Here is a 13,019-nt window from a genome sequence, read left to right on the forward strand (position 1 = left end):
AATCGGCATGCGAAGGCGAGGCGGGGCGGCCATGGCACGTGTGTTTCCGGAGGGCCGGCTGGCGTACGGGATGCAGCTCCCGGTCCAGTCGCAGAGCACCATCTACGCCGAGCCCTGGGAGGCCTCGGCCGGAGCGGCCGACCTCGCCGAGGTGGCGCGGGCCGCCGACCGGGCCGGCTTCGGCTACCTGGCCACCTGCGACCACGTGGCCATCCCGCGCCGGCTCGCCGGCCCCATGGGCACCGTCTGGTACGACCCGGTGGCCACCCTGGCCTTCCTGGCCGGCGTCACCGAGCGGGTGCGGCTGCTGAGCCACGTCGCGATCGTCGGCCTGCGCCACCCGCTGGCCACGGCCAAGCAGTACGCGACCCTCGACCACCTCTCCCGGGGCCGCCTGGTCCTCGGGGTCGGGGCCGGGCACGTGCGGGAGGAGTTCGAGGCGCTCGGGGCCGACTTCGAGGGGCGCGGGCCGGTCCTCGACGAGACCCTGGACGCCCTGCGCGCCGCCCTCGGCCCGGAGGAGTTCCCCGAGTTCGAGGGGGAACGGTTCTCCTTCCGCGACCTCGGCCAGTCGCCCCGCCCCGCCCAGGCGCGGATCCCCGTCTGGGTCGGCGGGTCCTCGCCCGCCGCCGTGCGCCGGGCGGCCGTACGCGGTGACGGCTGGCTCCCGCAGGGCGACCCGCGCGAGCGGATCCCGGCGCAGCTGGCCCGGATCCGCGAGCTGCGGGAGGCGGCCGGGGTGGAGGGGCCCTTCGAGGTCGGGGCGATCACCGAGCCCCTCTACGTCGGCGAACCCGGCTGGGACACCGGCCGGCGCACCCTCACGGGCAAGGCGGAGGCGCTCGCGGAGTCCCTGCGGGAGTACCGGGCGCTGGGCGTGGACCAGATCCAGGTCCGTTTCCGCAGCCGCGACCGCGCCGAACTCGTCGCCCAGATCACCGCCTTCGGGGCCGAGGTGGCCCCGCTGCTCAACGACTAGACCGGAGGAGGTACCCATGGGGAAGCTGGACGGGCGCGTCGTCATCATCACCGGTGCGGCGCGCGGGCAGGGCGAGCAGGAGGCGCGGCTCTTCGCCGCCGAGGGCGCGCGGGTGGTGCTCGGCGACGTGCTCGACGAGCAGGGCGCCGCCGTCGCCAAGGAGATCACCGGGGAGCACGGCGAGGACCGCGCCCGGTACGTCCGGCTGGACGTGGGCCGGGAGGAGGACTGGGCGGCCGCCGTGGCCCTGGCGAAGGAGGCCTTCGGCCGGGTCGACGGGCTGGTCAACAACGCGGGCATCCTGCGTTTCAACGAGCTGACCGCGACCCCGCTGGAGGAGTTCGAGCAGGTGGTGCGGGTCAACCAGGTCGGGGCCTTCCTCGGGATCAAGGCGGTCGCCCCCGAGATCGGGGAGGCGGGCGGCGGGACGATCGTCAACACCTCCTCGTACACGGGCGTGACGGGCATGGCGTACGTGGGCGCGTACGCGGCGACCAAGGCGGCCGTCCTCGGCCTGACGCGGGTGGCGGCGCTGGAGCTGGCCGCGCGGAACATCCGGGTCAACGCGGTGTGCCCGGGCGCGGTGGACACCCCCATGGCCAACCCGGGACTGCTGGACCCGGCCGGGATGACGGAGGAGGCCCGGGAGGCGATGGCGGACCTGTACCGGCGGGTGGTGCCGCTGGGGCGGGTGGGGCGGCCGGAGGAGATAGCGAGGCTGGCGCTGTTCCTGACGTCCGAGGACTCCTCGTACATCACCGGGCAGCCGTTCGTGATCGACGGGGGCTGGACGGCGGGGGTCAGCATCCTGTGACGGACCCGGCGGACCGGGCCGCGACAGATATCTGACGTGTCGTCAGTTAACCGCATCCCCGCTCTTGACGCTCCCACTCCCCGGTGGAACAGTCGGATCCATCAAATCTGACGCAACGTCAGAAACCTAAGGACGGTGAACCCCTTGGAATTCGGGCTCTTCGTGCAGGGATACGTGCCTGAGGCGCGGTCCAAGGTCGACCCCGAGGCGGAGCACAAGGCGCTGCTCGAGGAGACCCAGTACGTCATCCAGGCCGACAAGTCCGGCTTCAAGTACGCCTGGGCCTCCGAGCACCACTTCCTGGAGGAGTACTCCCACCTGTCGGCGAACGAGGTCTTCCTCGGCTACCTCGCCGCCGCCACCGAGCGCATCCACCTCGGCTCGGGCATCTTCAACCCCCTCGCCCCGGTGAACCACCCGGTGAAGGTGGCCGAGAAGGTCACCATGCTCGACCACCTCTCCAAGGGCCGCTTCGAGTTCGGCACCGGGCGCGGCGCCGGCAGCCACGAGATCCTCGGCTTCCTGCCCGGCATCACGGACATGAACCACACCAAGGAGATCTGGGAGGAGACCATCGCGGAATTCCCCAAGATGTTCCTCCAGGAGGAGTACGAGGGGTTCCAGGGCAAGCACTGGTCGCTGCCGCCGCGCAAGATCTTCCCCAAGCCGTACGGCAAGGCCCACCCCGCCATGTGGTACGCCGCGGGCTCCCCCTCCTCGTACGCGATGGCGGCGAAGAAGGGCCTCGGGGTGCTGGGCTTCAGCGTCCAGAAGGTCTCGGACATGGAGTGGGTGCTGGAGCAGTACAAGACGGCCATCCAGGAGGCGAAGGCGGTCGGGGCCTTCGTGAACGACAACGTGATGGTCACCTCGACGGCGATCTGCGCGGAGACGCACGAGAAGGCGGTCGAGATCGCGGTCAACGCGAACATGAACCGCTTCCAGTCGCTGGTCTTCCGCTACCACGACACCTTCCCCCGGCCGGAGGCGATCCCGCAGTGGCCGGAGACGCTGCCGGAGTACAACGCGGAGATCATCGAGCTGCTGATCGCGGAGGAGCTGCTGATCTGCGGTGATCCCGCGGAGGTGCGGGCGCAGTGCGAGCGGTGGGAGCGGGCGGGGGCGGACCAGCTGTCCTTCGGCCTGCCGACCGGTGTCTCGTACGAGGACACGATGACGACGATCAAGCTGATCGGCGAGCACGTGATCCCGCACATCGACACGGACCCGGTCCACCGCACCACCCGCTTCCGCCAGTCCGCGTAGCGCGGGGCCCGGCTGGGGGTGCGGGTGGTGCCGCGGCGCGGGGAGACCGCCCCGCGCAGCGGCGCACCCGCACCCGGCACGCCACCGCACCGCACGCCGCACCCCACGGGAAGGGAACCCCATGCTCGACCACCTCATCCGCGGAGCGACCGTCGTGGACGGCACCGGCGCCCCCGCCCGCGTCGCGGACGTCGGCATACGCGACGGCCGCATCGCCGTCATCGCACCCCCCGGCACGGTCGGCGAGGAGGCCCGTACCAGCGAGGACGCCACCGGGCTCGTCCTCACCCCGGGGTTCATCGACCCCCACACCCACTACGACGCCCAGCTGTTCTGGGACCCGTACGCCACCCCCTCCATGAACCACGGCGTCACCACCGTCGCCGGCGGCAACTGCGGGTTCACCCTGGCGCCCCTCAACCCCGACCGCCCCGAGGACGCCGACTACACCCGCCGCATGATGAGCCGGGTCGAGGGCATGGCCCTCGCCGCGCTGGAAGAGGGCGTCGACTGGTCCTGGTCGACCTTCCGCGAGTACCTCGACGCCCTGGAGGGGCGGATCGCCGTCAACGCCGGGTTCATGGTCGGCCACTGCGCCCTGCGCCGCCACGTGATGGGGGAGGCCGCCACCGGCGACGCCGCCCCCACCCCCGCCCAGCTGGAGCAGATGCTCGCCCTCCTCCACGAGGCCATGGACGCCGGCGCCTGGGGCCTGTCCACCACCCAGTCCTCCACCCACTCCGACGGCGACGGCGCCCCCGTCGCCTCCCGGCACGCGGCGCCCGCCGAGCTGCTCGCGCTCTCCCGCGCCGTCGGCGACCACGAGGGCACCCAGCTCGAAGCGATCGTCGCCGGCTGCCTCGACCAGTTCTCCGACGAGGAGATCGACCTCTTCGTCGAGATGAGCGCCGCCGCGGGCAGGCCGCTGAACTGGAACGTGCTCACCATCGACGCCGCCGTCCCCGAACGGGTCCCGCGCCAGCTGGTGCCCAGCGAGCGTGCCCGTAAGGCGGGCGGCCGGATCGTGGCGCTGACCATGCCGATCCTCACGCCCATGAACATGTCCCTCGGCACGTTCTGCGCGCTCAACCTCATCCCCGGCTGGGGCGAGGTCCTGAACCTCCCCGTCCCCGAGCGGATCGCGAAGCTCCGCGATCCGGACGTACGGGCCGGGATGCTGCGCCGCGCCGACAGCAAGGAGGCCGGGGTCTTCCGGCGCCTCGCCGACTTCGGCCGGTACGTCATCGGTGACACGTACAGCGAGGAGAACGAGGGGCTCAGCGGGCGCGTCGTGAACGACATCGCCGCCGAGCGCGGGCAGGACCCCTTCGAGTGCCTCGTCGAGATCTGTGCCAACGACGGCCTGCGCACCGTCCTGTGGCCGATGCCCACCGACAACGACCCGGCGACCTGGGCCCTGCGCGCCGAGACCTGGCAGCACGAGGACGTCATGCTCGGTGGCTCCGACGCGGGCGCGCACCTGGACCGGATGTGCGGGGCCCCGTACACGACCCGGTTTCTCGGCGACTGCCTGCGCGGCCGCAAGCTGGTGCCGCTGGAGCAGGCGGTGCGGATGCTGACGGACGACCCGGCGCGGCTGTTCGGGCTGCGCGAGCGCGGCCGGATCGCCGAGGGCTGGCACGCGGACCTGGTCCTCTTCGACCCGGAGCGCATCGAGGCCGGCCCGGCCACCCTGGTCCACGACCTGCCGGGGGACAGCCCCCGCCTGGACTCCCGGGCGATCGGGATCGTGTCGGTCCGGGTCAACGGGGTCGAGACCATCCGCCACGACGAGGTGACCGGCGCGATCCCGGGGATCGTGCTCCGTTCGGGCCGGGACACGAGGACGGTGAGCACACGATGAGCGGCGGGCAGCGGCAGGGGCTGTACATCGGCGGGGAGTGGACCGAGCCCGACGGCGGCCACTACGAGGTGGTGAACCCGGCGGACGAGTCCGTGGTGGGCCTGGCCCCCGAGGCCTCGCGGGCGCAGGTCGAGGAGGCGGCCCGGGCGGCCGCCGAGGCCTTCGGCCCGTGGTCCCGTACGCGGCCCGAGGAGCGGGCGGCGATCCTGGACCGGGCCGCGGACGTGATCCAGCGGGAGTTCGAGCCGTGGGCGGAGCTGGCCCGGGCGGAGACGGGCGCCCCGACCGGGATCGCGCGCGGGATGCAGGTCGGGGTGGGGGTCTCGCGGTTCCGGCGGTACGCGAAGGGGGCGCTGGAGCCGGTGGAGCGGGGGCTGCCGCCGCAGGTCACCGAGGCCGGGCCGATGGGGGCGGCGAGCGTGCTGGGGGCGCTGGAGGTGCGCCAGCCGGTCGGGGTGGTCACCTGTATCACCTCGTACAACAACCCGTGGGCGAACCCGGCGGGCAAGGTGGCCCCGGCGCTGGCGATGGGGAACACGGTGGTGGTCAAGCCGGCCCCGCAGGACCCGCTGTCGGTGTTCCGGATGGCCGAGGCGCTGGCGGAGGCCGGGATCCCGCCGGGGGTGGTGAACGTGGTCTCGGGGCAGGCGGTGGAGGTCGGCGAGGCGGCGGTGGACTCCCCGCACGTGGACATGGTGTCCTTCACCGGCTCGACGGGGGTGGGGCAGCGGATCGCGGAGGTCTGCGGGCGGTCCATGAAGCGGCAGCTGATGGAGCTGGGCGGCAAGGGCGCGGCGGTGGTCTTCGGGGACGCCGACCTGGACGCGGCGGTCATGGGCATCGGCACCACCTTCTCCTTCTACAGCGGGCAGATCTGCACGGCCCCGACGCGGGTGATCGTCCACCGGTCGGTGTACGCGGAGCTGGTGGAGAAGCTGACGGGGTACCTGGCGTTCATGAAGCTCGGGGATCCGGCGGTGAAGGGGACGGTGGTCGGCCCGGTGATCTCGGCCGCGCACCGGGACCGGGTGGAGGCGTACGTGGAGCTGGGCCGCAAGGAGGGGGCGCGGATCGCGTACGGCGGGGAGCGGCCGGTGGTGGGGGCGGGGCGAGGTTTCTACGTGGCGCCCACGCTGCTGGTCGACTGTACGAACGACATGCGGGTGGTGCGGGAGGAGATCTTCGGGCCGGTGGTCGTGGTCGTCCCCTTCGACGGGGGCGAGGACGAGGCGGTGGCCCTGGCCAACGACAGCGACTACGGGCTGATCAGCTACGTGTGGTCGGGGGACGCGGCGCGGGCCTTCCGGGTGGCGCGGCGGCTGCGGTCCGGCGGGGTCGGGGTGAACACGATCGGCCGGAACATGGAGGCGCCGTTCGGGGGCTTCAAGCGGTCGGGGGTGGGCCGGGACGTGGGCTCGTACGCGCTGCACGCGTACAGCGAGACGCAGTCGATCGTGTGGGCGGGGTAGGGGCCGGGGCGGCCGGGAAAAAATTGCCTCGGGAAATTTTCCAAACGGACATTCCGGGCGCTGGTGCGATTTCCGCATTCCGGAACCTCATGTCCGACGCCTGCGAATCGGGCGCGGGGGGTGCGAGTCGATCTTGCAATCGGGCGTCGTAAACTGCCCGTGGATTGACATTCCAAGGCGATTCATTGCGCCGACATCTGGAGTTAACCCGTCCGGATGTGGAAATCGCACCCTCTACCGTCCTTTCTCATGACACAGCTGGACGAGCGGCCTCGGGTCGGAGACACGGTGGGCGGCGTCGCCGCGGGCGACGGCGAGGTGCGCGGCAAGGGCCTCGGCAAGGGCTCCGTCGGCCTGATGGGCAGCGCCGTCATCGGCATCTCCACCGTCGCCCCCGTCTACTGCCTGACCTCCACCCTCGGCTCCACCGCCGGGCAGGTCGGCCTCCAGATGCCCGCCGTCTTCCTGGCCGGCTTCCTGCCGATGCTGCTCGTCGCCTTCGCCTACCGCGAGCTCAACAAGGACATGCCGGACTGCGGCACCTCCTTCACCTGGACCGTCAAGGCCTTCGGCCCGCGGATCGGCTGGATGTGCGGCTGGGGCCTGGTGATCGCCACGATCATCGTCCTGTCGAACCTGGCCGGGGTCGCCACGTCCTACTTCTGGCTGCTGGCCGGCGAGATCACGTCCGACCCGGACATCGCCGCCCTCGACCACGACAAGTTCGCCCACATCGCCACCTGTCTGACGCTGATCGCCGTCGCCACCGCCATCAGCTACCGGGGCCTGACCGCGACCAAGGGCGTCCAGTACACCCTCGTCGGCCTCCAGCTGCTCGTCCTCGCGGTCTTCGTGGCCATGGCCTTCCAGAAGGCCTCCGCCGGCGCCTTCGACACCGGCGTGGACTTCTCCTGGCAGTGGATGAACCCCTTCGCGGTCGAGTCCATGGGCGCCTTCACCGCCGGACTCTCGCTCTCGATCTTCATGTACTGGGGCTGGGACACCTGCCTCACCGCGAACGAGGAGACCATCGGCTCCGCCAAGACCCCCGGCCGCGCCTCGCTCATCGCGATGGTCGTCCTCGTCGGCTCCTACCTGGCCACCGGCATCGCCGCCCAGATGGCCGTGGGCTCCGGCGACAAGGGCCTGGGCCTCGGCAACCCGGAGACCTCCGGCAACGTCTTCGCCGCACTGGCCGGCCCGGTCATGGGCCCGGCCCTCGGCATCCTGCTCTTCGTGGCGGTCCTCGCCTCGGCGGCCGCGTCGCTCCAGACCACCTTCATCCCGGTCGCCCGCACGGTCCTCGCCATGTCCACGTACGAGGCCCTGCCCGCCTCCTACGCCAAGGTCCACCCGCGCTTCAAGACCCCGGGCCGCGCCACCGTCACGGCGGGCGTCGCGACCGGCGCGTTCTACACGGTCATGACCCTGGTCAGCGAGAACGTCCTCACCGACACGATCTTCGCGCTCGGCCTGATGATCTGCTTCTACTACTCCCTGACGGCCTTCGCCTGCGCCTGGTACTTCCGCGGCGACCTGCGCCGCTCCGCCCGCGACCTGTTCTTCAAGGGCGTCTTCCCCGTCCTGGGCGGCCTGCTCCTGGCGGCGGTCTTCGTCAAGACGCTGACGGACGCCTGGGACCCCTCCTACGGCTCCGGCTCCACCATCCCGGGCCTGGGCGTCGGCAGCGTCTTCGTCATCGGCGTCGGCCTGCTGGCCCTGGGCGCGGTCATCATGCTCATCACCGAGCGCCGCAGCCCGGCCTTCTTCCGCGGCGAGGTCCTCACGCGGTCGACGCCGTCACTGGTGGTCGAGGACTGACCCGCCGGGGCGGCCGCCCGGTGGGGGACGCCGCCCCGGCCGGGGCGGCCGTCAGCCGAGGACGTACTGCTCGTCCCCGAACTCGGCCACGATCTTCAGCCTGCCGCCGAGCGCCCGGACGTACGCGGCGAGGGTCTCGACCTCGCTGCGTTCCAGCTGGCCGTTCTCGATCCGGGAGACCCGCGCCTGGGTCACCCCCATGGCCTCGGCCACCTGGACCTGCGTCGTGTGCTGACGCTTGCGGACCTCCGCCAGCCGGTGCGCCCGGACCACGGCGATCATCTCCGCCGCGCCGCGGTCGACCTCCTCCCGTTCGGCGGGGGAGAAGCCGAACTCCTCGACGAGGTCGTCCCAGCGGGCGGCCTTCGGGCTGCCTCCGGGCATCGGGTTCTCGCCCTGGCTGTGGTTCATGCGGTGTCCTCCTCCAACTCCGTCAGGTAATCCTCGTACGCCTTCTCGGCCAGGGGAACCGCCGACAGGTACCAGCCGCGCCAGTCGCCGGCCTTGTCGCCCCCGACGAGAAACACCGCGCGCCGCAGCGGGTCGAACACGAACAGCAGCCGCACCTCACTCCCGCCGGTGGACCCGGGACGGAGCTCCTTGAGGTTGGCCAGACGGGAGCCCCTGACGGTGTCCACGAGGGGACGGCCCATCGCCGGGCCTTCTTGTCGCAGTGCGGTGATGGCCTTGCTGATCTGGATGAGCGTCGGCCGATCGTTTTGGCGCAGGGCGTGCAGCCAGGAAAGGGCGGGCTCCACGACGATCACTTCCCAGTTCACGGACCTTCCCTCCGAGTATGCCAAGTGAGGCATATTACGCAAGCGTTATGTCGAAAGCCCTCGTGCGTGGCTGGGGTTCACACCAACGTGGGGGGCGGCGGTGACCCGGGGTGTGGCGGGGTCGTTGGGACGGGCATGACTGCCATCAAGCGCACCCTGTCCGCCCTGGTCCTCACCGGCGGCGCCGCCCTCGCCCTCACCCCCGCCGCCGCGCAGGCCGCCGACGGGCCCACGCTGGAGAGCCAGCCCGTCGTCGAGCGCGTCGTCGACATCGCCGGCCACCCGGGCCAGGCGGTCCAGGACACCAAGACCGCCCTCGCCGTCACCGGCGCGGCCGCGAACAGCGCGACCAAGTCCACCCAGGGCTCCCTCGCGGGCGCCGACACCGCCCTGGACAACGGCCTCCCGCACGCGCCGACGGTGAAGTGACGGCTTCGACGGAATCACCCGTGGGGCTGGCCGGATCGGTCAGCCCCAGGTGCGGGAGCAGAGGACCAGGCGGTAGCCGTCCGGGTCGGCGACCGTGACCCCGTGCTCGTCCCAGTACGGGTTGTTGGACGGGACCCGCTGCCCGCCGTGGGCGGTCAGACGGTCGACGAGGGCCGCGTCGGGGGTCCGCCCGAGGTAGACGACGAACAGGTCGTCGATGGTGGGGGTGGGCTCGACCGGGTTCTCCGGGTCGCGGGTGAGCTCGAAGTGCCACCCCCCGCCCGCCGGGCCGACCATGACGAGGTCGTGCTCCCCGGGGACGTGCCCCGAGGTCCGCCACAGGACGTCGAGCCCGAGCCCGTCGACGTAGAACCGCTCGGCGGCCACGAGGTCGCGGGAGGGCCGGGCGACGCGTATGTGGGTGTGTGCATCGATCATGCCGGGACCCTATGGGGGACCGGCGCGCCCCGGGAGGGGGCGGCGGCCGGTCTGTCAGGTGGCGGCAGGGTTCCGCTTCTTGGCATCCGGGGCTGGTCGGACGCCGATCTTGGCTGTAGAGTTCATCTCGAGCTCGCGGCCGGGAAACCGGCGGTGGGACTGGCGTTGGTGGTCCAAGGAAAGGCACCCCACTTCCTGTGGGGGGATGCAGGTGCAAGGCCTGCCCAGCGCTCGGACAAGGCCCCGGCCTCCTCAGGGAGGCCGGGGCCTTTGCGTTGGCTAGTTCCGCTCCGCCGCGCTGCGTTCCACGCAGAACTCGTTCCCCTCCGGGTCGGCCAGGGTCGCCCAGCCGGTCCCGTCGGGCCTGCGGTGGTCCCCGACGAGCGTGGCGCCGAGGGCGAGGAGGCGTTCCACTTCCTCGTCGCGGGAACGATCCTGCGGCTGGACGTCCAAGTGCACCCGGTTCTTCGCGGACTTGGCGTCCGGCACCTGGATGAAGAGAAGGGTTCCGCCCTCCGAGGTGAGCAGCACCTCGGGATCGCCGGGCTGGTCCTCCTCGGAGATGGTCCCGTTGAGTACCTCGGCCCAGAACAGGCCCAGCGTGTAGGCGTCGTGGCAGTCGAAGGTGATGTGCCGTACGAGAGAGGTCATGGACGCACACTAGCCGTCCTCAGGCCGTCAGGCGTAGCGTTTATCCCTGGTTCATTGCAATGCGCGGAGAGGCTTCGTTGCGTTGAATTTCAGACCGTTGCAACGATTCTAGGTCTTTGAGCTGCGAGGATGATGTTTTTGCGCAACGAACCTGTTGTCAGGTCTTGGAATGCAACGTAGCGTTTCTCATGTCAGAAAGCAGCGGGCCGCAAGGGGCGCGCGAAACCGATGAAGGAGAGCACCATGCAGAAGTTCGCCACGGCCGCCCCGGTCTCCGCCGTCCTCGACATCCCCGCCGGCCGCGTCCAGCTCATCGCGGGAGACCGCGAGGACGCCACCGTCGAGGTCCTGCCCGCGGACCCCTCGAAGAGCCGCGACGTGAAGGCCGCCGAGCTGATCGAGGTCGCGTACGCCGACGGGGTCCTCCGGGTGGTCGCCGCCCCGGCGAAGAACCCGGTCACCGGCAACTCCGGCTTCGTGGACGTGACCGTCCAGCTGCCCGCCGGCTCGCACGTCGAGGCCAAGGTGGCCGCCGCCGAGCTGCGGGGTACGGGCCGGCTGGGTGACGTCGTCGTCGAGGCGGCGCAGGGCCAGGTCACGCTGGACGAGACCGCTTCGGCCCGCGTCTCCGTCCAGTCCGGCGACGTCTCCCTCGGCCGCCTGGCCGGCCCGGCGGAGATCAGCACCCAGAAGGGCGCGATCACCATCGACGAAGCGGCGGGCGGGGCGCTCACCCTGAACACCCAGCACGGTGACATCACCGTCGGCGCCGCGCGCGGCGTCTCCGCCACCCTCAACGCGGGCACCGGCTACGGCCGCATCCACAACGCCCTCCAGAACTCCGAGGGCGCGACCGCCCCGCTGACCATCGACGCGACCACCGGCTACGGCAACATCACCGCCCGCAGCGTCTGAGGCGCCGCCCGGCCGTAAAAGAAGGTGCGGGTGCGCGCGGGCGAGGCCTAGCGTGAAGTGGTGAGCAGCGACTATCCATTCGCCGACGGCTACAACCTCGTCTGGGAACTGACCGGCTTCGGTGACGCGGACGAGGAGATAGTCGAGTCCGCGTCGCTGACCCGGGACCAGTTCCTGAAGATCCGGCACCTGTTCGTGCTGGGGGACGACCCCTGGATGGTGGCGGGCGAGTACCGCGTCGCGCCGAGCATCTGGGCGCACGTCCGCCGCGCGGTGCCGGGTGTCCGGTTCCAGCGCGATGCCGACTACTTCCTCGGCGCCCGTCAGGCCCTGCCTGACGGGCGCTTCTGGCGTCCGGCCCCGGGCGTGGCGGCGCCGGGACCGATCCCGCCGTTCTAGAGGGTGACCCCGCCGAGGAAGGCGGTCCAGGTGGCGGGGGAGACCTTCAGCTCAGGGCCGGCCGTGAGCTTGGAGTCCCGGACGTGGACGGTGTCGGTGCAGGCGGCGACCTCGACGCAGTCGTCGCCCTGGCTGCTGCTGTAGCTGGACTTGTGCCACGGGAGAGCGACTTCGACGCAGTTGTCACCCTGACTGCTGCTGTAGCTGCTCTTGAACCACCGGAGCTGGGAGCTGTTCACAGGGATCCTCGCAATCGCATCAACAGGCCCACGCTGTCCGCAGGATTGAGGGCCTGGATGCGAAGCTTCGCATACTGCTGCTGGAGGTCGCTTACGGCTTTCGGGTCGGAGATGACCTGGCCCGCCTTCTGGCCCTCGCTGTACGCCCACCACTGGTGTTCTGTGGATTCGAGAAGCCTGAAGGGGCCGTCGGTGCCCGCGTGTTCCGGGCTCACCGTGGGCATCAGCTGGAGGTCCACATTGGGCAGCCGGGCGCACGCCAGCAGATGGTCGATCAGCGCGCGCGTGATCTCGGCTCCCCCGGTCTGCCGCTCGACCACCGTCTGTTCGATGATGAAGCTGAACGCGGTGTACGGGGTGCGGGTCAGCACCTTCTGCCGGGCCAGTCGCTGGGTGATCCGGTCTTCCGCCTCCTCCGTCGTGAGCCTGGGAGGCACGTTCTCGATCTGGGCCCGTGCGTAGGCCTCCGTCTGCAACAGTCCCGGAACCGACCTGCACTCGTACGTGTCGAGCGCGATCGCCTCCGCCTCCAGCTCCGCCCACCGCCGGAACCAGGACGCCAGCCCCCGCCGCCGCGTCATCTGCTTCGCCGCGATGTGGAGCACCCCGAAGGCGTCCAGCACCTCTTCCGACTTGTTCACGAACTTCACGGACGGATGCCGGCGGCCCTGCTCCACGGACGCCACGTACTGCACGGAGTAGCCGACCTTCGGGGCGAACTGCTCCTGCGTGAGGTCAACGCGTTTGCGGAACGCCTTCACCGTCTCGCCGAAGTTCTTCAAGTCGGGGTCGGGTTCCACCTGGTCGTCACCGCCGCTGCCCTTGCCAGCCGTCATCACGGTCACCTCCCGACTCATCATGCTCACGGTCGGTGACGGCTCCTGTCCAGAGGGTCGGCTACTACTCTTCATCAGTAGCAGTCGAGGCGCTGGGAACTACCCTGCCCACACGGCACG

15 protein-coding genes are annotated in these 13,019 nt (G+C 71.0%); 9 read left to right on the forward strand and 6 right to left on the reverse strand.

All coding sequences use genetic code 11. From position 1 onward, the window contains the following. The first annotated feature begins 31 nt into the window (after positions 1–31). The 6 genes from ABT403_RS06490 to ABT403_RS06515 all read left to right on the forward strand — a co-directional run bounded on the left by ABT403_RS06490 (position 32) and on the right by ABT403_RS06515 (position 8,213). Positions 32–979 (forward strand): TIGR03619 family F420-dependent LLM class oxidoreductase, encoded by a 948-nt coding sequence (locus ABT403_RS06490; RefSeq protein ID WP_344163121.1) that lies wholly within the window; start codon positions 32–34, stop codon positions 977–979. A 16-nt stretch (positions 980–995) separates the two neighbouring features. Then, positions 996–1,793 carry an SDR family NAD(P)-dependent oxidoreductase gene (locus tag ABT403_RS06495; protein WP_344163124.1) on the forward strand — a complete coding sequence of 266 codons (798 nt, stop codon included), beginning with the start codon at positions 996–998 and terminating at the stop codon, positions 1,791–1,793. A 144-nt stretch (positions 1,794–1,937) separates the two neighbouring features. Then, positions 1,938–3,059 carry an LLM class flavin-dependent oxidoreductase gene (locus tag ABT403_RS06500; protein ID WP_344165769.1) on the forward strand — a complete coding sequence of 374 codons (1,122 nt, stop codon included), beginning with the start codon at positions 1,938–1,940 and terminating at the stop codon, positions 3,057–3,059. 121 nt (positions 3,060–3,180) lie between these two features. Further along, the gene (locus tag ABT403_RS06505) at positions 3,181–4,923 is read left to right on the forward strand and encodes an N-acyl-D-amino-acid deacylase family protein (protein ID WP_344163127.1); all 1,743 of its coding nucleotides are present in this window, start codon (positions 3,181–3,183) and stop codon (positions 4,921–4,923) included. After that, complete coding sequence (locus ABT403_RS06510; protein ID WP_344163130.1) at positions 4,920–6,392, forward strand: aldehyde dehydrogenase family protein; 1,473 nt, start codon at positions 4,920–4,922, stop codon at positions 6,390–6,392. Before ABT403_RS06505 ends, ABT403_RS06510 begins: the two co-directional genes overlap by 4 nt. 249 nt (positions 6,393–6,641) lie before the next feature. Continuing rightward, positions 6,642–8,213 carry an APC family permease gene (locus tag ABT403_RS06515; protein WP_344163133.1) on the forward strand — a complete coding sequence of 524 codons (1,572 nt, stop codon included), beginning with the start codon at positions 6,642–6,644 and terminating at the stop codon, positions 8,211–8,213. A gap of 51 nt (positions 8,214–8,264) precedes the next feature. On the opposite strand, the gene ABT403_RS06520 is transcribed toward ABT403_RS06515, so the two are convergent. Beyond that, entirely contained in the window at positions 8,265–8,624 is a 360-nt protein-coding gene (locus ABT403_RS06520; RefSeq protein WP_344163136.1) for a helix-turn-helix domain-containing protein, read from the reverse strand. Further along, positions 8,621–8,992 carry a type II toxin-antitoxin system RelE/ParE family toxin gene (locus ABT403_RS06525; protein WP_344163139.1) on the reverse strand — a complete coding sequence of 124 codons (372 nt, stop codon included), beginning with the start codon at positions 8,990–8,992 and terminating at the stop codon, positions 8,621–8,623. Before ABT403_RS06525 ends, ABT403_RS06520 begins: the two co-directional genes overlap by 4 nt. 135 nt (positions 8,993–9,127) lie before the next feature. Here ABT403_RS06525 and ABT403_RS06530 point away from each other — a divergent pair, with 135 nt between their 5' ends. Next, positions 9,128–9,421, forward strand: a complete 294-nt coding sequence (locus ABT403_RS06530) for a hypothetical protein (RefSeq protein WP_344163142.1) — start codon at positions 9,128–9,130, stop codon at positions 9,419–9,421. Between the two features lie 39 nt (positions 9,422–9,460). Here ABT403_RS06530 and ABT403_RS06535 read toward each other — a convergent pair whose 3' ends face one another. Together ABT403_RS06535 and ABT403_RS06540 are read right to left on the reverse strand one after the other, a co-directional pair. After that, positions 9,461–9,859: a VOC family protein gene (locus tag ABT403_RS06535; RefSeq protein ID WP_344163145.1), complete on the reverse strand. Its 399-nt coding sequence runs from the start codon at positions 9,857–9,859 to the stop codon at positions 9,461–9,463. Positions 9,860–10,138: 279 nt separating this feature from the next. Beyond that, positions 10,139–10,510: a VOC family protein gene (locus tag ABT403_RS06540; RefSeq protein WP_344163148.1), complete on the reverse strand. Its 372-nt coding sequence runs from the start codon at positions 10,508–10,510 to the stop codon at positions 10,139–10,141. Between the two features lie 243 nt (positions 10,511–10,753). Between ABT403_RS06540 and ABT403_RS06545 the strand changes: the two genes are divergently transcribed. Next, positions 10,754–11,425 carry a DUF4097 family beta strand repeat-containing protein gene (locus ABT403_RS06545; protein WP_344163151.1) on the forward strand — a complete coding sequence of 224 codons (672 nt, stop codon included), beginning with the start codon at positions 10,754–10,756 and terminating at the stop codon, positions 11,423–11,425. Positions 11,426–11,485: 60 nt separating this feature from the next. After that, positions 11,486–11,824: a hypothetical protein gene (locus ABT403_RS06550; RefSeq protein ID WP_344163154.1), complete on the forward strand. Its 339-nt coding sequence runs from the start codon at positions 11,486–11,488 to the stop codon at positions 11,822–11,824. Here ABT403_RS06550 and ABT403_RS06555 read toward each other — a convergent pair. Next, entirely contained in the window at positions 11,821–12,063 is a 243-nt protein-coding gene (locus ABT403_RS06555) for a DUF397 domain-containing protein (protein ID WP_344163157.1), read from the reverse strand. The two genes, ABT403_RS06550 and ABT403_RS06555, sit on opposite strands and share 4 nt — an antisense overlap. Beyond that, positions 12,060–12,899, reverse strand: a complete 840-nt coding sequence (locus ABT403_RS06560) for a helix-turn-helix domain-containing protein (protein WP_344163160.1) — start codon at positions 12,897–12,899, stop codon at positions 12,060–12,062. The genes ABT403_RS06555 and ABT403_RS06560 overlap by 4 nt, the downstream gene beginning before the upstream one ends. Positions 12,900–13,019: the final 120 nt, after the last annotated feature.

It is taken from the genome of Streptomyces sp. NPDC000075 (assembly GCF_040301925.1).
GTDB lineage: Bacteria > Actinomycetota > Actinomycetes > Streptomycetales > Streptomycetaceae > Streptomyces > Streptomyces polychromogenes.

Coding starts and splice junctions, on each gene's coding strand:
- ABT403_RS06560 (WP_344163160.1), bottom strand. CDS start 12,899: ATGACGGCTGGCAAGGGCAGCGGCGGTGACGACCAGGTGGAACCCGAC.
- ABT403_RS06520 (WP_344163136.1), bottom strand. CDS start 8,624: ATGAACCACAGCCAGGGCGAGAACCCGATGCCCGGAGGCAGCCCGAAG.
- ABT403_RS06515 (WP_344163133.1), top strand. CDS start 6,642: ATGACACAGCTGGACGAGCGGCCTCGGGTCGGAGACACGGTGGGCGGC.
- ABT403_RS06495 (WP_344163124.1), top strand. CDS start 996: ATGGGGAAGCTGGACGGGCGCGTCGTCATCATCACCGGTGCGGCGCGC.
- ABT403_RS06545 (WP_344163151.1), top strand. CDS start 10,754: ATGCAGAAGTTCGCCACGGCCGCCCCGGTCTCCGCCGTCCTCGACATC.
- ABT403_RS06530 (WP_344163142.1), top strand. CDS start 9,128: ATGACTGCCATCAAGCGCACCCTGTCCGCCCTGGTCCTCACCGGCGGC.
- ABT403_RS06540 (WP_344163148.1), bottom strand. CDS start 10,510: ATGACCTCTCTCGTACGGCACATCACCTTCGACTGCCACGACGCCTAC.
- ABT403_RS06490 (WP_344163121.1), top strand. CDS start 32: ATGGCACGTGTGTTTCCGGAGGGCCGGCTGGCGTACGGGATGCAGCTC.
- ABT403_RS06535 (WP_344163145.1), bottom strand. CDS start 9,859: ATGATCGATGCACACACCCACATACGCGTCGCCCGGCCCTCCCGCGAC.
- ABT403_RS06510 (WP_344163130.1), top strand. CDS start 4,920: ATGAGCGGCGGGCAGCGGCAGGGGCTGTACATCGGCGGGGAGTGGACC.
- ABT403_RS06505 (WP_344163127.1), top strand. CDS start 3,181: ATGCTCGACCACCTCATCCGCGGAGCGACCGTCGTGGACGGCACCGGC.